This window comes from Gordonia malaquae NBRC 108250, from assembly GCF_000344135.1.
GTDB lineage: Bacteria > Actinomycetota > Actinomycetes > Mycobacteriales > Mycobacteriaceae > Gordonia > Gordonia malaquae.
The window spans coordinates 124,707-143,773 of sequence record NZ_BAOP01000011.1; the positions used below are offsets into that span (position 1 = coordinate 124,707).

General features: G+C 67.8%; 16 protein-coding genes. 9 read left to right on the forward strand and 7 right to left on the reverse strand.

Features of this window, described 5'->3' with window-relative positions; all coding sequences use genetic code 11:
* Window positions 1-2 precede the first annotated feature (2 nt).
* Genes GM1_RS09140 through GM1_RS09155 form a run of 4 tightly spaced genes read right to left on the reverse strand, consistent with a single transcriptional unit; the run spans window position 3 to window position 4,198 of the window.
* Window positions 3-413 carry a (deoxy)nucleoside triphosphate pyrophosphohydrolase gene (locus GM1_RS09140; protein ID WP_008378260.1) on the reverse strand — a complete coding sequence of 137 codons (411 nt, stop codon included), beginning with the start codon at window positions 411-413 and terminating at the stop codon, window positions 3-5.
* A complete protein-coding gene (locus GM1_RS09145) occupies window positions 410-1,432 on the reverse strand; it encodes an ABC transporter ATP-binding protein (protein ID WP_008378262.1) in 1,023 nt (340 codons plus the stop codon). Before GM1_RS09145 ends, GM1_RS09140 begins: the two co-directional genes overlap by 4 nt.
* Window positions 1,416-3,098, reverse strand: a complete 1,683-nt coding sequence (locus tag GM1_RS09150) for an ABC transporter permease (RefSeq protein WP_008378263.1) — start codon at window positions 3,096-3,098, stop codon at window positions 1,416-1,418. The genes GM1_RS09145 and GM1_RS09150 overlap by 17 nt, the downstream gene beginning before the upstream one ends.
* Complete coding sequence (locus GM1_RS09155; RefSeq protein WP_008378265.1) at window positions 3,074-4,198, reverse strand: thiamine ABC transporter substrate-binding protein; 1,125 nt, start codon at window positions 4,196-4,198, stop codon at window positions 3,074-3,076. Before GM1_RS09155 ends, GM1_RS09150 begins: the two co-directional genes overlap by 25 nt.
* A gap of 138 nt (window positions 4,199-4,336) precedes the next feature.
* On the opposite strand from GM1_RS09155, the gene GM1_RS09160 reads away from it, so the two are divergent.
* The 5 genes from GM1_RS09160 to galK all read left to right on the forward strand — a co-directional run bounded on the left by GM1_RS09160 (window position 4,337) and on the right by galK (window position 9,898).
* Complete coding sequence (locus GM1_RS09160; protein ID WP_008378267.1) at window positions 4,337-5,197, forward strand: Rv1157c family protein; 861 nt, start codon at window positions 4,337-4,339, stop codon at window positions 5,195-5,197.
* Between the two features lie 246 nt (window positions 5,198-5,443).
* Complete coding sequence (locus GM1_RS09165) at window positions 5,444-6,427, forward strand: hypothetical protein (RefSeq protein ID WP_008378269.1); 984 nt, start codon at window positions 5,444-5,446, stop codon at window positions 6,425-6,427.
* A gap of 59 nt (window positions 6,428-6,486) precedes the next feature.
* Complete coding sequence (locus GM1_RS09170; RefSeq protein ID WP_008378270.1) at window positions 6,487-7,695, forward strand: hypothetical protein; 1,209 nt, start codon at window positions 6,487-6,489, stop codon at window positions 7,693-7,695.
* 11 nt (window positions 7,696-7,706) lie between these two features.
* Entirely contained in the window at window positions 7,707-8,801 is a 1,095-nt protein-coding gene (gene galT / locus GM1_RS09175; RefSeq protein ID WP_008378272.1) for a galactose-1-phosphate uridylyltransferase, read from the forward strand.
* On the forward strand, window positions 8,798-9,898 hold the full coding sequence (gene galK / locus GM1_RS09180; protein WP_008378273.1) for a galactokinase: 1,101 nt from the start codon (window positions 8,798-8,800) through the stop codon (window positions 9,896-9,898). The genes galT and galK overlap by 4 nt, the downstream gene beginning before the upstream one ends.
* On the opposite strand, the gene GM1_RS09185 is transcribed toward galK, so the two are convergent.
* Complete coding sequence (locus tag GM1_RS09185; protein ID WP_052005357.1) at window positions 9,885-10,409, reverse strand: hypothetical protein; 525 nt, start codon at window positions 10,407-10,409, stop codon at window positions 9,885-9,887. The two genes, galK and GM1_RS09185, sit on opposite strands and share 14 nt — an antisense overlap.
* A 31-nt stretch (window positions 10,410-10,440) precedes the next feature.
* Here GM1_RS09185 and GM1_RS09190 point away from each other — a divergent pair, with 31 nt between their 5' ends.
* From GM1_RS09190 to GM1_RS09200, 3 genes are all read left to right on the forward strand, one after another.
* Window positions 10,441-11,004 (forward strand): HhH-GPD-type base excision DNA repair protein, encoded by a 564-nt coding sequence (locus GM1_RS09190; protein ID WP_008378275.1) that lies wholly within the window; start codon window positions 10,441-10,443, stop codon window positions 11,002-11,004.
* A gap of 36 nt (window positions 11,005-11,040) precedes the next feature.
* Window positions 11,041-11,919 (forward strand): hypothetical protein, encoded by an 879-nt coding sequence (locus GM1_RS09195; protein ID WP_008378276.1) that lies wholly within the window; start codon window positions 11,041-11,043, stop codon window positions 11,917-11,919.
* A 330-nt stretch (window positions 11,920-12,249) separates the two neighbouring features.
* Complete coding sequence (locus tag GM1_RS09200; RefSeq protein WP_008378277.1) at window positions 12,250-13,758, forward strand: HNH endonuclease signature motif containing protein; 1,509 nt, start codon at window positions 12,250-12,252, stop codon at window positions 13,756-13,758.
* A gap of 175 nt (window positions 13,759-13,933) precedes the next feature.
* On the opposite strand, the gene GM1_RS09205 is transcribed toward GM1_RS09200, so the two are convergent.
* Window positions 13,934-15,307: an NAD-dependent succinate-semialdehyde dehydrogenase gene (locus tag GM1_RS09205; protein ID WP_040519785.1), complete on the reverse strand. Its 1,374-nt coding sequence runs from the start codon at window positions 15,305-15,307 to the stop codon at window positions 13,934-13,936.
* 20 nt (window positions 15,308-15,327) lie between these two features.
* The gene (locus tag GM1_RS09210; protein WP_052005358.1) at window positions 15,328-16,614 is read right to left on the reverse strand and encodes a condensation domain-containing protein; all 1,287 of its coding nucleotides are present in this window, start codon (window positions 16,612-16,614) and stop codon (window positions 15,328-15,330) included.
* Window positions 16,615-16,685: 71 nt separating this feature from the next.
* Here GM1_RS09210 and GM1_RS09215 point away from each other — a divergent pair, with 71 nt between their 5' ends.
* Window positions 16,686-19,061 carry an acetyl-CoA acetyltransferase gene (locus tag GM1_RS09215; RefSeq protein WP_008378280.1) on the forward strand — a complete coding sequence of 792 codons (2,376 nt, stop codon included), beginning with the start codon at window positions 16,686-16,688 and terminating at the stop codon, window positions 19,059-19,061.
* Window positions 19,062-19,067: the final 6 nt, after the last annotated feature.

The following is a 19,067-nucleotide window of genomic DNA, read 5'->3' on the forward strand; positions in this document are numbered from 1 at the left end:
ACTCAGCGCGGTTCAACCCGCAGGTCAGCGACTAGTTCCGGAATCCACGCACGATCGTTCGGCACCACCGAGCCTGCGTCGTCGAGCGCGATCAGGTCATCGGCGTCCACCCACCGAAGCGCTCGATGCTCCACTGGCCGAGGCTCTCCGGAGACGATCCGGGCACGGATCGCGACGAGTTCGAGTCCTTCACGCGGCCGGACCACTTCGCTCAGCGGCTCCCCCACGGAGACGTCGACGTTTAATTCCTCACACAACTCTCGGACGAGTGCGTCGGAATGCGTTTCGCCCGACTCGACCTTTCCGCCGGGCAGCTCCCACAAGCCGGCGAGCTCCGGCGGATACGCTCGCTGGGCGATCAGCAGCTTGCCGTTCGCGAACACCGCGCCCGCCACCACGAGGACCGAGCTCACAGTCCGATCACGCCGATCCGCTCGGCCATCGGCGTCATCGCCACCCGCTGCCCGACGTCGACCCGGTGGTGCGCAACGGCTTCGACGCTCGACCCGTCGGGAAGGCGGACCCACACGTGCCACGAACCGACCATCGGACGCACCCGGACCACCTCTGCTTTCGACACGGCATCGGGTGCGACGACGACGGCGTCGGGCCGCAGAGTCACCCGACAGGGGCCTTGCGCCAGATCCGCGAGATCACCGTCGAGAGCCACGTCCCCCACCGGGGTCTGCAGCCTCGCATCGCTCACCGTTCCGTCGACGACTGCGGCGGCGCCGAGGAAACGTGCGACCCACTCGTCTGCGGGCCGACGCCAGAGTCGTTGCGGCGGCGCGGTGTCGACGATCACGCCGTCGTTCATCACCGAGACCTCATCGGCCATGAGTGCGGCCTCACCGTGATCGTGCGTGACGACGACTGTCGGCGTGCCGGACGTCTTGACGATCTCGGAGATCGCGACGGCAAGGTCGTCTCGTAGGCGTCGGTCGAGAGCCGCGAGCGGTTCGTCGAGCAACATGAGCCGCGGACGCGGCGCGAGCGCCCTGGCGAGCGCGACGCGCTGTGCCTGCCCACCGGACAGTTCGGTCACCCGGCGGTTCGCCGTGCCCGGCAGTTGGACGAGATCAAGCAGTTCACCGACTCTCGCGGCGGCCTCGTCGCGCCCGATGCCGCGGCGAGAGAGTCCGTAGGCGATGTTCTGCCCCACCGTCCGCCCCGGGAACAATTGACCGTCCTGGAACACCACGCCGAAATCCCTGCGGTGCACTGGAGTCCGGGCGAGGTCCACTCCGTCGAACGCGACGATGCCGCCTGCCACCGGCTCGAGTCCGGCTATCGCCCGCAGGAGGGTCGACTTCCCACATCCCGACGGCCCGAGCAGCGCTGTGACCAGGGCATTGCCGCCGACCGCCCAGTCGACGCCGTGGACCACCTCTCGGTCCCCGTACTGGACAGACACATCATGCAGCGTCAGCACGTGCACTCCCCTTCTTCTTCGGCGCGTTTCTCCCGGGAGCTCGTGTCTCCGGCGCGGACGACACCGTTTCGACGACGGCGACCACCGCTGCACTGACAGCGACGAGCACCACCGAAGCGGCCATCGCCGCCGCGAAGTTGTCGGCGCCCGGCCTGCCCATCAGCGAGCCGATCAGCACCGGCAATGTTGTCGTGTCGGCACGTGCGAGGAACGTCGTCGCACCGAACTCGCCTACCGCCATCACGAAGGCGAATCCGGCGGCCGCGGCCAGCGACCGCGCGGTGAGTCGCAGGTCGACGGTGACGAACACACGAAGTGGCCCGGCGCCGAGAACTGCCGCCGCGTCCCGCAAACGGTCAGGCACCTGTTCCAGCGCGGGAACCATCACCCCGACCACTACCGGGATCGCGATGAGGGCCTGCACACACGGCACCACCAGCGGCGATGCGGCGATCTCATACGGCACCGTTGCGAGCGCGAGGACGTAGCCGAACCCGAGGGTCACCGCGCTGACACCGAGCGGCAGCACCGAGAGCCCTCCCGCGAGCTTGGCGACGACGCCCCCGGTCCGGGTCAGCGCCGTCGCCGTCAGCAGTCCGACGACCACCGCGATCGCCGCTGCGAGCAGTCCGCTGCTGACCGAATAGCCGAGCGACGAATACGCGGACGGCCCGTAGGTGGTGTCGGCGAGCGCCCGGTAACCAGCGAGACCCCAGTGGCCGCCCGGGCGGAGGGATCGGATCACGAGGGTCACGATCGGCAGGATCAGCCAGAGTCCGATCCACGCGAGCACCGCCGCGACCGCGATCCTCTTCGCACCATGCGGCGGACGCAGGTGAGCGCCCGCGCCGGTCGGCGGAACCCGGGTGGAGCCGACGACCCGCGCGACGCCGAGTGCGGCGAGCACCAGGACGATCTGCAGCATCGACAGAGCGACGGCGTCCGGCAGCTTCGCGTACCCGATCCCCTGCAGGTAGATCTCGGTCTCCAGGGTGGACGCGTCGCCGCCTCCGAGAATCTGGATCACACCGAAGCTCGTCGAACAGAACAGGAGCACAAGCGCGAACGCCGACGCGATCGCAGGCAGCAGCCTCGGAATCACGACGTCGAGAAATGCCCGAGCCGCCGACGCACCGAGTGTCCGCGCCGCGGCGACCTCGCGCGGCTCGATTCGCTGCCACGCGGCCGAGACCACGCGGACCACGACCGCGACGTTGAGGAAGGTGTGGGCGACGATGATCGCCGTCCATCCCTGACCGATGTCGAGGAAGGCGAGCGGGCCGTCGAACAGCGCTCGGAACGCCACCCCGACGACCACCGTCGGCAGCACGAACGGGACGGTCACCACTGCGCGCAGCAGACCTGATCCCGGGAGCCGCACGGTCGACAGGAGCCAGACGATCGGCGCGGCGACGATCAACGCCGTCAACGCCGAGCCCGCAGCTTGGCCGACGGTGACCGCCAACAGACGCCAGGCATGTGTGCGATCCCAGAGTTCGGGGAGCGTGGCGCCGTCACTGTCGTCGAACGCCCTGGCCACCAGGACGCCGAGCGGCCACAGGAAGACCGCGGTCGCGAAGACCAACGGAACGAGCGAGATCAGTCCGAGTGCGATCCCGTTGCGGGTGGAGCGGACTGGGGTCAGGGCTTCACGGTGGCGCGCCACTGGGTGAGCCACTCCTCGCGGTTCTTGTTGATCCAATCCGGGTCCATGCGGACCGTCCAACCGGGAGCAGGCGCGCGCTGACGCCAGTCGGCGGGCATCGGAGTGTTCTTCTGGACCGGGTAAACGTACATCGCCGTGGGGAGCGCAGCCTGTACTGCTGGGCTGAGCATGAAGTCGACGAGCTTGCGTGCGCCCGCCGAGTTCCGAGCGCCCTTGAGAATGCCGACGTACTCGATCTGCGCGAAACAACTGTCGAGGATCGCGCTGGTACCGGGCGTGGCCGCCGGGCTCGACGCGTACGACACGACGATCGGCTTGGGGCCGTGCCCTTCGCCCGCGCTGAACAGTTGGTTGTAGGCCTGCTCCCAACCGGACACCACCTGGACGCCGTTGCCGGACAGCCCACGCCAGTAGTCGAACGCCTTCGACTTGAATCGGCCGATCGTCGACAACAGGAAGCCCATGCCGGGCGACGACGTTGCCGGGTCCATCACGACGGTCAGGTCGCGATAGGCGGGCTGGGTCAGATCGTCGATGCTCGTCGGCGCTTCCACGCCCTTGTTCTCGAACCACGCATCGTCGACGTTGAGGCACACGTCGCCGCGGTCGACGGCGGTGAGTTGATCTTCGTGGCCCGCCACCGCGAACTCCGCGGCGCCCTTCGCTGCCAGCGGGGAGGTGTACGGCTCGAGGGCGCCGGCCTCGATCGGCCGCGCGGCGAACGTGTTGTCGATGCCGAACACCGCGTCGGCCTTGGGCGAACCCGGCGTCAACGACACGACCGACGACAGCTGACCGGCGTCGCCGGACTTCTGGATGTTCAATTTCAGGCCGGTCTCGCGCTGGAAGTCGTCGACGAGGTTCTGCGGAAGCGCAAACGAGTCATGGGTGAGGAGATTGACCTCAGAAGCGCTGTCGGACGACGTCGCACATGCCGCGGTTCCGGCGGCGGTGGCGGCGACGAGACCGACGGCGATCACTCGACGCAGTGAGGTGGCACGAATCTTCACGACAGTCTCCTGAAATAGGTCGACGCGGTCGGCGGGCTCGCGCCCGTCGTTCTGCGTGAATCTAACCAGGTGGCCGAGTCGCGCGCGCATGGAGGAACGCCTGTCGTTGTGAACGCACCACTCCCTGATTTCACATTGGTAACAATTGTCACACCAACATCAGTAGTTTCACAGAGATCGGGTTAGACTCTCGTCACTGTCCGAGCCGTCTATCGATAGGACCCCGTCGTGCGATTTGCGCGCACCAGCCGCACCGCCACCGTCGTCGCAGCCCTCGCTGTGACCGGCGCGCTCGTCTCCCCCGCACTCGCTCAAGCCGAACCCGCCGCCCCGGCGCCGTCGACCGAGCAGACAATTCCCGTACCCGAGACCGCACCGGACGTTGATCCCGCCGTTCTGAGCTCGCTCGGCGCGTTCGCTCCCGCCCTGATCGGCTCGATCGCGACTCGCGACGACGACGGCCAGGTGAACAACGACCTCCTCGAGCAGGCCCGCGCACTCGCCGACAACCCCGCGTTGCCCGCGCAGGCGACGGCCACGTGGCGTCAGCTGATCGACTTCCTCGGCGAGCCCGGCAAGGCGAAGGCCGTCGCAGCGGGCGCGGTCCCAGCCGCCGAGCACGACGTCGCGAAGAAGAAGAGCGACTCGCCGAACATCCCGACCGGCCCGAAGAAGCCCCGCATCCAGCAGTTCCTCTACCCGACCATCGGCCTCGGCTGCATGGCAGGCGGCGGCAACTCGGTCGGCATGGCGCTTGTCACCGCAGGACCGCAGCAGGCCCCGGCACCGGGACCGAAGCGCGGCCAGGCCGGCTTCGTCTACACGAGCCTCGGCACCGGCCCGGCGAAGTCCTCGCCCCGCCGCCTCTATGTGACGTGGCTGAACCTCGAGAACGGCCGGAGCGGACGCACCGCACTCAAGCCGAACCCGAAGATCAACGCCACGAAGGGTCCGGGCACGTTCACCGGGATCGCCAACACCGGCCGCGGCCGCATCGTCTCGACGATCTACGGCGACGTGACGACCACCCAGAAGGGTCGCACCATCTCCTGCACCATCGCGCCGACGATCGGCACCGCGATCATCTGACGCGAGCAGCGCGACGAAACACCCTCCGGCAGCGCCGGAGGGTGTTTTTTCATCCTCGGTCGGTGATTCGCGCCACTCGGCCCGGCCCGAATGTCGCGCTGACATCACAACTCGGACTCGCTCCTTGAAATTCGACCCCTCGACACACCACCATTAACTTCAACACCATTCGCCACACCTGTCACACGAGCCTCGTGGGCGGGGCGACAGACCGTGGTGAATTCGTCAGTTCGTGGAGGAGACGACGTGAGTGCAGTCGTGAAGAGTTCGATCCGAGTCGGCATCGTCGGCGCCGCAGCAGCCGTGGCCGTCTCGATGGCCGGCATCGCAGCCGCCGAACCGGCAGCCCCTCCGGCAACCACCCCTCCTGCAACCACATCGCCCGCCGCCCCGGCGGGCGAGGCGCCCAGCCTGTCCGGCATTCCCGGCGACGCCGAACTCGCAGACCTGCTGCGCACTCTGAAGTCCTCGGGCGGCAGCGAGCAGGCGATCGCCGCGCTCTCGTCGATCCTCGGCTCGTCCGGGCAGCTCGACCCGAGCACACTGCTGTCGACCTTCGGCATCAACCCGGGTGCACTCGACTCGATCCTCCCGTCGGCGACCACGCCGCCCACGGCGCCCGCAGCACCGACCGCGCCCGTGGAGCCGAACCAGGTGGACGCACCGGTCCGCCCGACCGACGTCGACGCCCTCGCGACTCTGCAGAAGCTGACCGGCACACAGATGTTGACTCCGGCGATCGCACCGTTCTGCGCGGCCCCGACAGACGACAATCCGCTCGGCCTCGTCACCGCTCCGACCGTCGCCATTCCCGGCCCGTGGCCGCTCGGCGACTCGACTGTCATCGGAAGCCTGGTCAAGGGGATCGGCGGCGACCAACTCCTCAAGCTCCTCGATCCGGCCGCGACCGCACCTCTGCAGGAGATCAAGGACGGCCAGACCGCGTACGCGCTCGTCCCGCCGACTGCGCCCGGATCCACGAACCTGAGCGTCGCGTGGTTCAACACGTCCACCATGAAGGGCGGCCTCGAACCCCTCAAGCCGCTCGCCGATGACAAGACCGCGGGTCCGCTGCTCAAGGCGCTCGCAGCGACACCCGGATTCAACGGTGTCCGCCTGGCTCGTGCCTCCACTGGCGAGGGCTCCGTCCTGTCCGCGGTGTTCGGCACCACGACCACAGCAGGTCGCACCTGTTACTTCCTGCCCGCGCTGGGCGTCGTCAAGAACTGACACCCGCGTTCACCGCACCGCCACAATCGAATTCACGCTTGAAGACTGAGGTACCTCCCATGAATGCGCAGCCCCGCCGCATCGACCCCGTGCTCGCCGCTCCAGCCGAACGGACGGGCCGACGTTCCCGGACCGCTGTCCGAGTCGGCGCAGCGGTCGTCGCTGTCGGCGTCGTGGTCGGCGGCGTGACGGCCACCCGAGCCATCGCCACTCCGGAGGACACCACTCCTGCCGCACCGGGCGGACAGACCGCAGGCAGCGTGTTCGCCAACCGAGCCGTGCCGGACGCCGACCTGCCTGCCGCCGCGGCCGTCGGCCAGCAGTTCAGCTACTGGACCCTCGGGGCCGACGAGCGAACTCACCTCACCACGGCGACGGTCCTTCAGCCCAAGGGCGCCGCGCCCGCGGGCGGCTGGCCGGTCGTCGTCTACGCGCATCGCCCAGATGGCCTGTCGCTCGGATGCGCCCCGTCCAAACGCCGCGCGTCGCGGGACACCGCTGCCGTCTCCGGGCTGCTGCGCAGCGACTACGCCGTGGTGATCCCCGACTACACGACCGTCGGCGTCACCGGATCCCCGCAGTACGTCGACTTCGGTGCGTCCGCGCACACCGTCGTCGACGCGGTCAAGGCGCTCACCGACATCGAACCGAGTGTGTCGCCTCGCTGGGCAGCAGTAGGCGACGCACTCGGTGCGGGCACCGCCGTTGAACTCGCCCGCAGTGCCACCACCTGGCAGAAGGGGTCGATGGACTTCCGCGGCGCGGCAGCCACCACCCTGCCCGTCGGCTACGACGACGTGCTCGCGGGCCTGAGCCCGGCGTCGAGCCCCGTGTCGCCGGACACCGTCGCCGACGTCGTGTACGCACTCGCCTCGCTCGACGCCGACGACGTGACCGATCTGCTGACTCCCCGCGGTAAGGAGCTCGTCGCCAAAGCGCGCACGATGTGCGCGCCGGCCCTCACCAAGGCGATCGGATCGACCAACCTGTCCGCGCTGGTGACCGCCCCGTTGGCGGCCAATTCAGCGCTCGACACCGCGCTGCGCGAAGGTCTGCAGCTCCGCACGCGCGGGTTCAGCAGGCCGATCCTCCTCAGCCAGAAGCTGGTCGATGACGAGACCGCGGTTCCCGCCAATCTGCGGTACTTGACGACGGCACAGTTGTCGAGCAACAAGGTGGTCGCCAAGACGTACCTCACCGGAAGCTCGACCGATGCGTCACGTCAAGAACAGGCCACGGTTGCTGCATTCCTCAAGAACCTGTTCTAACGTTCCTCAGCGTGCCGACGCTTCGAGACCTTCCTGAACCTGTTCGTGGCCGACTGGCAGACGGACGCGAGATCCTGTTGTTCGGCGACAGTCACGAGTGTGTTCTCGGGACCGATCGGCGGTATCTGCCCCAGCGCCCGGATGGGCCGGTCAGTGTCGTCCGATACGATCCCGCCACCGGCGACCAGGTGATCATCGCTCCCTCGCGGCAGGAGCGGACGTACCATCCGCCCCGGCAGATGTGCCCGCTGTGCCCCGACCCGGAAGGGCTGTCGTCGGAGATCCCCGGCGACGGCTACCGGGTCGCCGTGTTCGAGAACCGTTTCCCCTCGTTGACCGGTCGGACGAGCGCGCTGGTCGACGACGACCCGCTTCGTTCCGAAGTCGCAGGTGCGGGCCGCTGCGAAGTCGTCTGTTTCACAAGCGATCACGACGGGTCGTTCGCAGCACTCTCCGACGACGACGCCCGGCTCGTCCTCGACGTGTGGGCGCACCGAACCACCGAGTTGTTCGCGCGCGACGACGTCGCCGAAGTCCACTGCTTCGAGAACCGCGGGGCCGAGATCGGCGTGACGTTGCCGCACCCGCACGGCCAGATCTACGCGTATCCGTTCCGTACTCGTCGCACCGACACGATGCTGCGCAGGGCGGCCGAGCACCGTGAGATTCACGGCGTCGAGTTGAGCCGGGCGATACTCGATCGTGAGGTCCACGACGGCGAGAGGGTGCTCGTGCGCACCGAGCACACCACCGCTTTTGTGCCGTTCGCCGCTCGCTGGCCTGCAGAGGTCCACGTCTACCCGAACCGACACGTCTGCCACCTCGGGGAACTGACGGACGCCGAGACCGACGACCTCGCCGCCGTCTATCTCTCGGTGCTGCGCGCGTATGACGCGCTCTACGGTTCGCCGCTCCCGTACGTCGCGTCATGGCATCAGTATCGGTCGCAGGCCCCCGAGGGGCGACTGCACGCCGAGATGTTCTCGATCCGCCGGACCGCCGACAAATTGAAGTACCTCGCCGGATCGGAATCGGCCCGCGACGCGTTCATCACCGAGAGGACTCCGGAGTCCGTGGCCGCCGACCTCCGGGCGGCGATGAGATGAGCGGCGTTCGCGCCTACGCTCCCGGGCGCGTGAATCTGATCGGCGAACACACCGACTACAACGGCGGTTTCGCGCTGCCGATAGCCCTCGACCGGGGCACCCACGTCGACTTCGATCCGGACCCGACCGCCTCGTCATTGAAGGTCAAGACGATGTCCGACGCGGTCGACGCCGGCTCGGAGGTCACGATCAGCCTCGACACGGTCCCGGGCGACGTCGGCGGCTGGGGTGCGTACGTCGCCGGATGTGTGTGGGCACTGCGACGCAGAGGGGTCGATGTGCCCGGTGGCGCGATGGTGGTGACGTCGGCCGTCCCGGTCGGGGCGGGCCTGTCGTCGTCTGCGGCGCTGGAGTGTGCGGTGGTCCTCGCCTTGTCCGCGGCGGCCGGCGGACCTGATCTGGACCGGAGGACGGTGGCCGCCGTCGCGCACGACGCGGAGAACCGCTACGTCGGAGCCGACACCGGACTGCTGGACCAGCTGAGCATCCTGCACGGTGCCGTCGACACCGCGATGCTCATCGACTTCCGGTCGATGCAGGTGACGCCGGTGCCGATCGAACTCGGTGACGCAACGGTGATGGTCGTCGACTCGCACAGTCCGCACAGCCACGCAGCGGGCGAGTACGGCGCCAGACGACGATCATGCGAGGCCGCAGCCGCCGCACTCGGTGTCCCCGAGCTGCGCAGTGCGGCCGGTGACGACTGGCGTCGTGTGGACGATCCGGTGGACCGTCGACGAGCGCGACATGTCTTGACCGAGAACAGCCGAGTCCTGGACACGGCGGCGGCGCTCACTGCAGGCGATCTGGATGGCGTCGGGCGTCTGATGGTCGAATCCCACGCGTCGATGCGAGACGACTTCGAGATCACCACCTCCGCCATCGACGAGATCGTGCGCACGGCCCTCGGTGCGGGTGCGCATGGAGCGCGAATGACGGGTGGCGGTTTCGGCGGCTCAGTTGTTGTGCTCGCATCGGCCGAGGCCGCCGCGCAGATCGAGGCCGATCTGCCGGAACAGGTGGAACGCTCAGGTCACCCTCGCCCGACGGTCGCTCGGGTCCGCGCGGGCGCGGGCGCGAACATCACCACGCGTTGATCGTCGTTCCACACCTGCTGTACTGCGGGTTCACCATCGGGTTCCACGCCATCGCACCGATCTTCTGACGAATCGTCAGCTTCACCGGGCCCGTGCCGGGACGGACGACGGCCTGCCACGTCACCCGGTGGGCACGAGTGGGCGTGACGACAACGCCGCGGCGACCCGTGCGGAGATTGTGCCAGCTGACGCGCGTGGAGATCGTGTACTCGGTGATGTTGAGCCAGGGGTCGCCCGTGATCGGTTGATTGGCCCGCAGTTCGATGGCCGGTCCGGGCAGCCCGTCAGACGGGAACCTGATGCCGGTGTAGATGTCGACGGGCAGTCGGATCCGCGGTTTGGGCCACGGATTGGCGCTGTCGCAGCGGATGGTCTTCACATAGTGAGGCTCTGCCGACGGCGCCGCGTTCGCCTGCGACGGTCCGACGATCGACGCCGCCGTTCCCGCCGCAACGAGCAGCGATGCCGCAATTCCTGCAATCCGTGACCGAGTCCCCACCAGTGTCCGCATGGCGACAGTGTGCCAGCACTACCATGGCCGTATGGCGAGAATTCAGATTGCTCAGGACCCGGTCGCCGACGAGCTGCTCTCGACGGACCCGTTTGCACTGCTCGCGGGGATGTTGCTCGACCAGCAGTTTCCGATGGAGCGTGCCTTCGCCGGTCCCGCCAAGATCAAGGACCGGTTCGGCACGCTCGACCCAGCGGCGATCGCTGTCGCCGAACCCGAGTCGTTCGCCGATCTGTGCGCCACTCCCCCGGCGATTCACCGCTACGGCCGATCGATGGCCGGAAGAATTCAGGAGCTGGCACGCGTCGTCGTCGACGAGTACAACGGCGACACCGAGTCGATCTGGACGACGGCGCGCAGCGGTGAGGAGCTGTTCGGACGGATCCGGGCTCTTCCCGGATTCGGCGAGCAGAAGGCCAAGATCTTCACCGCATTGCTCGCGAAGCAACTCGATGTGAAACCCGCCGGCTGGACCAAGGTGACCGGCGACTACGGCCGCAAGGGTTTCCGTTCGGTGGCCGACGTGGTCGACGCCGACTCCTTGATCAAGGTCCGCGAGTTCAAGAAGGCCGTCAAGGCGGCCGCCAAGAAGTAGTAGGGCGTACGTGGTACCGCCGGGTACACTTCGCGCATGAGCAAGGCACCCATCGATGCGCGCGAGGTCATCAGCCTGCCGTTCCGCGTCGGATTCGCCACCGCAGGCATCGTGCTCGGCACGGCCGAGTCGATCATCAACGTCGCCCGTATCACGGCCGGCAGCATCGAGACAGAGGTCAACGACGTCCTGGGCGTCCACACGTCCGCCGACATAGCTTCCGTCCGAGCACCACTGACGATCCTCGCGCAGGTCGCCGACCTGCTGAGCCCCGACCGACCATTCGGCCGCATCCTCGCGACGGGTGGTCCACTCGACCGGCTGATCCAGCCGAACGGCGTCATCGATCGACTGACCGCACCTAACGGACTGCTTGAGAAGCTGACCGAGAAGGGCGGCATCCTCGACCAGATGACTGATGAGAAGGGCATCCTGATGCGGCTCGCCGCGAAGGACGGTCCCCTCGATCGACTCACCCGCGACGGCGGTGTCGTCGATCAGTTCACCGAGAACGAGGGCATCCTCGAACGCCTCACATCCGAGGGCGGCATCGTCGACAAGCTCACTGCACCCGACGGCATCCTCGAGAAGCTGTCTCGCCAGGACGGCCTGCTCGACCGCGCCGCCAGCGACGAAGGACTGCTCGACCAGCTCCTCGGCGAGGGCGGCGCCATCGACCGGCTCATCGAGCCCGGCGGACCGCTCGACAAGTTCACCGAACTGGCAGAGACTCTCGCGTCACTGCCCCCGAACCTCGCGGCGATGCAGGAGACCGTCGATCATCTCAACGAGGTCGTCGAACTGCTCAACGCCTCGGTCGCGCCGATCGGCGGCATGGTCGAAAGACTCCCCAAGCGGCTCACCCGGGGCCCCGCAGGCAACGGCCGCAACGGTTACGAGCCTCCCGGACTCTGATCAGACCCGCATAGATTCACCCCCTCGGCCGCACCGGTTCTCCGGTGCGGCCGACGCGTTTCGCCGCCCCTCGAGCCCGCGAACTTCGCCCACTGTTGAATCCTCCTGCTCGTTGAGCGACAGCAGCTCCTCCGTGCCCGTTGAGCGACAGCAGCTCCTCCCTGCTCGTTGAGAGACAGCAGCTCCTCCCTGCTCGTTGAGCGAGCGAAGCGAGTCGAAGCGTTGCCATCGCCACATACTCGAACTGAGTAGCGATCACTATATGATTTGTCACACACCATTGCTATACTGGAGACATCAACACAGCAGCCAAGAAAGGAGGCGAACACCATGACCGACACCTTCGATCTCCCCGATTTGCCTCTTGAGCTCGCCCGCCTACAGGATGCGGTGGCGGTGAAGCTGTCGTCGGTGTCGCTGACCCCGATGACAGACGACGGCGTGCTGCACATGTCCGAGGTGTTCGAGCGTTCCAATCGCCGGTCCGACGGCATCGGCGCCCGCCTGTACGCGGAGGTCTCCACCCGCGGGGCCTACCGCAAAGCCGGCGTCCAGACTCCGGGTAAGTACCTCACCGCCACCCTGCGCCTGGGCCTCGGCGCCAGCAAGCGCCGCGTCGCCGCAGCATTGGCAATCAGCCCGATGTACAACTACTCCGGCGACCAACTCGACCCGGCACTGCCGGCCACCGCCGCCGCCGTGGCCGATGGCGACCTGTCGGTCGACCACGTCACCGAGATCGTCGCCGTCATCGAGGAGATACCCGCCGCCATCCCCGCCGAGGACAAGGCTCGTGCTGAGCGAGAGCTCGCCGAACTGTCCCGGGAACTCACTCCAGAGGGGACGCGGGAGGTCGGCCGCCGGATCCTGGCACACCTCGACCCCGACGGGTCGCTGACCGACGACGCCGATCGCGCCCGCACCCGCGGATTTGCGATCCAACCGCAGGACAAGCGGCTGATGTCCAAGATCCGAGCACAACTGTCCCCGTCGCTTCGAGCCAAGCTCGAAGCGATCCTCACCCTCTGGGCAGAGCCCGGGATGAACAATCCCGACGACCCCGAGTCCCCGCGCGGCGCGGCCTACGGTGCCGACGCCGAAGCACTCGCAGCCGCTCGTGAGCGCGACACGCGGTCGCAGGCCCAGCGCAATCACGACGCGTTGGAGGCGATGCTCGACCATCTCTTGGCCAACGGTGCGCTCGGCGACTCCGTCGCCCTGCCCGCCCACCTCGTCGTCACCGCCTCGCTCGAGGATCTCGAGGAGCGGGCCGGTGTTGCGGTCACCGCGACCGGCACGCGTCTGCCGGTCACTGATCTGGTCGACATCGCCGCCGACGCCACCCCGTGGCTCGAAGTGTTCGAAGGCCAGTCCTCGCAGGTTCTGTACCTGGGTCGCGGAAAGCGACTCGCCTCGCTGGCCCAACGGCTGGCCCTGTTCGGTCGGGACCGCGGCTGCACCGCGCCCGGATGCACCACCCCGTGGTCACGGACCCAGGCCCACCACATGCCGGATTGGCAAGACGGCGGACCCACCGACATCAACCACCTCGGAGGGGCTTGCGGTCCGCACAACCGGAGTGTCGCGAAGACACCCGGCGGATGGGAGACCACCATCCTCACCTCCGGCCCCTTCAAGGGCCGGGTCGGCTGGCGGCCCACCGGCTCGACCGAGCCGTGGAAAGTCAACCACTCGCTCCAGCCGGAGAAGCTCCTCCCGGCCATCCGGGCCACCAAGTCCGGATCGGCGGTCGAGAAATGGTTGTCGTGCCGGATCCCGGCACCACCGCCCGGACCGCCGGCCCCACCCGGGGTCGACGTGGTGCGGAACCCCGCCTGAGTTGCTCAGGCGGGACACCGCCATGCCTTGCTGCACGTTAGCCTTTCGACTCGCAAGCTCGCTCAAGGAGCAGGGGTCGGCTCGCTCAGGAGCAGGGGTCGGCTCGCTCAAGGAGCAGGGACAATTCCACTCAAGGAGCAGGGAAGTTCTGCGAGTCGAAAGGCAGAGACAAGAACTACTTGGCGACGCGACGGAGCTTCACATTGGCGAACTCGCCGAGACCCCACTGGCCGAGCTCGCGACCGTAACCGGACTGCTTCACGCCACCGAACGGGAGGCCCGGCAGCGACGTTCCGTGCTCGTTGACCATCGCGTTGCCGACATCCAGGCGCTCGGCGATGTCCTTGCCACGCTCGACATCCGACGTCCAGACCGAGCCGGTGAGGCCGTACTCGACGTCGTTGGCCAGCGCCACCGCCTCGTCGTCGTCCGACACCGAGTACACGACAGCGACGGGACCGAAGATCTCCTCGCTGTACAGATTCATGTCGGAGGTGACGCCGGTGATCACGCCGGGCGACATGAAAGCACCCGGACGATCGAGCGCCGCACCGCCGGTGTGCAGAGTCGCACCTTGGCTCACCGCTTCCTCCACCTGACGGACGACCTCGTCGCGGGCGGCGACGGACGACAGCGGCCCGATGAATGTCGACGCCTCCGAGGGATCACCCACCGCCAGCGCATTCACACCGTCGATGAGACCGGCGACGAAGTCGTCGTACAGGTCGTCCTTGACGATGAACCGCTTCGGCGAGTTGCAGGCCTGGCCCGCGTTCATCATGCGCATTCCCGCGGCCTGAGCACCCGCCGCGCGAGCGTCCGGGCTGTCGAGGACGATGAACGCGTCCGACCCGCCGAGTTCGAGCACCGACTTCTTCAGGTTGCTCGCCGCGATCTGGGCGACGGCGGCGCCTGCACGACTGCTGCCCGTCAGCGACACGCCCTGGATACGACGGTCGGCGATCATCGTCGCCGCCTGCTCGTTGGTGGCGTAAACGTTGATGTACGCGTCAACCGGCGTGCCCGCAGCATGCGCGATCTCCTCCATCAGCGCAGACGACTCTGCACAGATCGGCGCGTGCTTGAGCACGATGACGTTGCCCAGCAACAGGTTCGGGGCGACAAAACGCGCCACCTGGTAATACGGGAAGTTCCACGGCATGATGCCGAGGATCGATCCGACGGGGACACTCGTCACCGACGACTCCGCGGCGCCCTGCGGGTCGAGTTGCTTCGTCTCGAGGAGCGCCGGGCCGTTCTCGGCGTACCAGTCGTAGATCATGGCGGTCAGGGCGAGTTCACCACCAGCCTGCGGCAGCGGCTTGCCCATCTCCTTCGAGATCACGGCGCCGAGTTCGGCCGCACGGTCTCGGTATGCCTGGGCAGTAGCTCGCAGGACTGCCACACGCTCGTCGATCGATGTGGTGCGCCACGACTGGTAGGCGGCAGCGGAGCGTTCGAGGATCGGATCGATCTGGTCGTCCGAGAGCGTCTCGAACTCCTTCTCGACGATGCCGGTGGACGGGTTCGCGGTCACATAAGACGTCATGCGCCCGACCATACGCCGACTTATGGCCCATCGGTCGGGATCTGGGCGAGCTCTGCGAAGACGCTGGCCAACGACGCGATGTAGTCGTCAACTCCATCAGCGATCCGGCCGCCGGCATTGACCGACAGCGTGACCGTGTCACCGATCCGGTGCACGCCGTGAGTAAGACTGTGAGCGCTCGACAAGTAGGGGAATCCCGCGGTGAATCGGACAGCGCCGCCGCCAAGCGTCAAGTCGGCAGCGCCCCTGTACACCGGCGAGACCACTGTCCATCCGGCGACCGAGGCAGGTGGCGGAGCGCCCGAACCGAGCCGCGCCGCAGTCGCAACAAGGACTGCCGGCGATGATTCTGCGGCCCGGCGAGATGCCGCGCGTTGGGCAGACGACACCCGAGCGCGAGCAGCCGCGATTTCGTCGGCGATCAGCGACGCCCGAAGCCCCCGGTCACGGACATCTGCATGGAGACCGACGCCGACCGTCTGGAAGCAGTTCCGCGCCGCCGAATCCCGATCGTCGTCGAACGCGACCGTCAGCTCCACCGACGCGTCGCAGACGGGCGCGTTGAGGAAGCTCGGAAGCACCTCCGCCAAGCCAACGAGCACGCCGACCGTCGACGATCGTCCGGCCACCCGCAGAGACGCGGCATCGACAGTGAGGGTACGAAGCTCGCGCGGTCCTTCCGGACTGACATTCGCCCGTGTCGGCGCGACGTTCGCGCGACCACCGTCGGGTTCTTCGGCGGCCCACGCCGCGAGACCGAGGGCTGTCGAACGCAACAGATTCGGCCCGATCAGCAGGCCAGACCTCAGTGCAGCCAAACGAGTGTCGTCGATCGCCACACGTTTGTCCCGCAGGAACGGTGCGGGCTCGCGGCTGAACAGTGCGCGGGCGATCGCCGAGACACGTCGGCCGTCGCCCACCGCATGCGATATCTGGAGCACGGCAACACGTCCCAGTCCATCGACCCGTGGAACCCCGGCGACTGCGTCGAACACGTGCACCCGCCACAGCGCAGACGATTCGCGCAGTGGACGGAGCGCGGTGACGGCGGCCAGACAGGCAGGCCAATCGTCACCGGGTCTTACGACGATCGCGTCATCTCGGATCGGTGCGGGCGCCCAGCGCGGGAAGTCGAGGTCACCGGGCACCGTGCGGACAGCCAGGTGCAGGTCGGCTATGGCCGCGGCACGACGACGCAGCTTCTGCACGACGTCCGGCACTCCACCGCGGTCGAAGGCGAAGAGCAGGAACTGGTCGTTCACGGTGCCTCGTCCCAACCAGTACATCGCGGCGTCTGTGGGCGCCATGGAGAACATCGATATCCCTTCCACCACTACCTGAATGCCATCAGCCAATGGCAACGTGGGAACGTAGCGTCATGGCAATCACGACCGCCGGCGACATCGATCCGGCCACTCCCGTCATCGTAGGCGTCGGTCAGGCGTCCGAACGCCTCGGCGACGCCGACTACCGTGGGCTCGGCGAAGCGGATCTCGCGGCCGACGCCGCCCGCGCCGCGTTCGCCGACACCGGTGTCGACCCGGCGCAGGTCGCGGCACTGATCGACGTCGCGGCCGCTGTGCGGTCGTTCGAGAAGTCGAGTCCGGCGTCGTCGTCTCCGCTGGGCCGGCCCAACAACATGCCGCGTGCTGTCGCGGCGCGCATCGGAATGAACCCTCGCCGGGCCGTCGAAGAGGTCACCGGCGGCCAGAGCCCGCAGCACCTGGTCACCGAGTTCGCAACGGAGATCAGCCTCGGCCGCACCGATGCCGTCCTCCTGTTCGGTGCCGAGGTGATATCGACGGTCCGTGCCGCCCTCAAGCAGGATGAACGCCCCGACTTCACGGAGGATCTCGAGGGACAACTGGAGGACCGCGGCTACCAGATCGCAGGCCTCACCTCGATCGACGAGGTGAAGCACGGCGTGGTGATCCCGATCGCGCAGTACTCACTGCTGGAGAACGCGCGCCGCCACCGGCTTGGTCTGTCGCAGTCGGAGTACGCCTCCGACATGGGCACGTTGTTCGCGCCGATGACTCACGTCGCCGAGTCGAATCCCCATTCGGCGAGCACACACGTGCACTCGGCCGACGATCTCGCCGTCCCGACAGAGGAGAATCGGCGCGTCTCCGTCCCGTACACGCGCCGACTCGTCTCACGCGACCAGGTCAATCAGGCTGCCGCCGTGGTCCTCATGTCGGCGGGAGCGGCGACGAAAGCAGGCATCGATCCGTCACGGTGGGTTTTCCTGCACGGGTACTCCGACCTGCGCGAACCGCCGCTGCTCGAACGCCCCGATCTGTCCCGGTCCCCCGCTGCGGCGGCCGCGCTCGATGCAGCGTTGGAGATGGCGGGCATCGGCATCAATGACGTCAGCTCGCTGGACTTGTACAGCTGCTTCCCCATCGCCGTCTCGAACGCCGCCGACGCACTCGGCCTGGCAGCCGACGATCCTCGCGGCCTGACGGTCACCGGCGGTCTCCCCTACTTCGGCGGTCCGGGCAACAACTACTCGATGCACGCGATCGTCGAGATCGTCGACCGATCCCGACGCGCACCCGGTTCGTTCGGACTCGTCGCCGCGAACGGCGGTGTGATGAGCAAGTACTCGGTCGGCTTGTACTCGACGACGCCGCGCGCTCTCGCGCCGTCCACCTCTCACGCCGTGCAGGCGGAGCTCGACGTGGCGCCGCGAGTGGAGATCAGTCGATACGCCGACGGGCGCGCGACGATCGAGACGTTCACCGTCCTCAATCCAGACCGTGACGACCGTGCGGGGACCGTGATCGGACGCCTGTACGACGGAACAAGGTTCATCGCCACCGCCGACGGCGACGCGCTGCTCGACCTGTTGACCGGACCGGGCGATCCGATCGGGCAGACCGTGTACGCGCGGTCGTCAGCCTCCCGGAACGTCGTGACGGCCACCCGCTCTGAACTGGACGAACGCCATCCCCGGCCCGCGGTCGGCTTCGCCGACGAGTACCAGGACCTGATCGTCCGGCGGGACGGGCACGTCCTCGAAGTGGTGATCAATCGTCCGGACTCCCGCAACGCGATCAGTCCGGCGACCAACGCCGAGCTCGACGCCGTCTTCGACGCCTACTTCGCCGACCCCGACCTCTGGGTCGCGATCCTCACCGGCGCAGGCGACAAGGCGTTCTCCTCGGGCAACGACCTCGCTGCGAGTGCGGGCGGAAGCGGCTTGTCGATGCCGGAGAACGGGTTCGCGGGCCTCACGGCGCGCACTCGCCTGCCCAAGCCCATCATCGCGGCGGTCAACGGTTTCGCCCTCGGTGGAGGCCTGGAGATCGCCCTGGCCTGTCACGTGATCGTCGCCGACGAGAAGGCGACTTTTGGACTTCCCGAGGTGAAGGTCGGGCTGGTCGCGGCTGCCGGCGGGCTCGTTCGCCTCCCGCGCGTCGTCCCGCCCGCGCTTGCGCGCGACATGATCCTGACCGGTCGTCGAATCGACGCGGCGGAAGCGCTCGCTCGCGGCCTGGTCTCCCGTGTCGCTCCCCACGGCGAGGTGCTCGACCTCGCACGGACCGTCGCACAGGAGATCCTCGCAGCGTCGCCGGTCGCGGTCCGCTCGTCGATCAGCACGGTGGCGCGGGCCGACGCCGAACCCGAGACCGTGACCGCCGTCCGACAGAGCCTCGACGTCTTGAACACTGTCCTGGTCAGCGAGGACACCCGTGAGGGCATCGTGGCGTTTGTACAGAAGCGTCCGCCGAACTGGTCCGGCAGGTAGCGGGGA

Bases quoted from the DNA above. Each gene is read 5' to 3' on its own strand.
- GM1_RS09155 (WP_008378265.1), bottom strand. From the start codon at position 4,198: ATGCGCGCGCGACTCGGCCACCTGGTTAGATTCACGCAGAACGACGGG.
- GM1_RS09170 (WP_008378270.1), top strand. From the start codon at position 6,487: ATGAATGCGCAGCCCCGCCGCATCGACCCCGTGCTCGCCGCTCCAGCC.
- galK (WP_008378273.1), top strand. From the start codon at position 8,798: ATGAGCGGCGTTCGCGCCTACGCTCCCGGGCGCGTGAATCTGATCGGC.
- GM1_RS09185 (WP_052005357.1), bottom strand. From the start codon at position 10,409: ATGCGGACACTGGTGGGGACTCGGTCACGGATTGCAGGAATTGCGGCA.
- GM1_RS09190 (WP_008378275.1), top strand. From the start codon at position 10,441: ATGGCGAGAATTCAGATTGCTCAGGACCCGGTCGCCGACGAGCTGCTC.
- GM1_RS09195 (WP_008378276.1), top strand. From the start codon at position 11,041: ATGAGCAAGGCACCCATCGATGCGCGCGAGGTCATCAGCCTGCCGTTC.
- GM1_RS09200 (WP_008378277.1), top strand. From the start codon at position 12,250: ATGACCGACACCTTCGATCTCCCCGATTTGCCTCTTGAGCTCGCCCGC.
- GM1_RS09205 (WP_040519785.1), bottom strand. From the start codon at position 15,307: ATGACGTCTTATGTGACCGCGAACCCGTCCACCGGCATCGTCGAGAAG.
- GM1_RS09210 (WP_052005358.1), bottom strand. From the start codon at position 16,614: ATGGCGCCCACAGACGCCGCGATGTACTGGTTGGGACGAGGCACCGTG.
- GM1_RS09215 (WP_008378280.1), top strand. From the start codon at position 16,686: ATGGCAATCACGACCGCCGGCGACATCGATCCGGCCACTCCCGTCATC.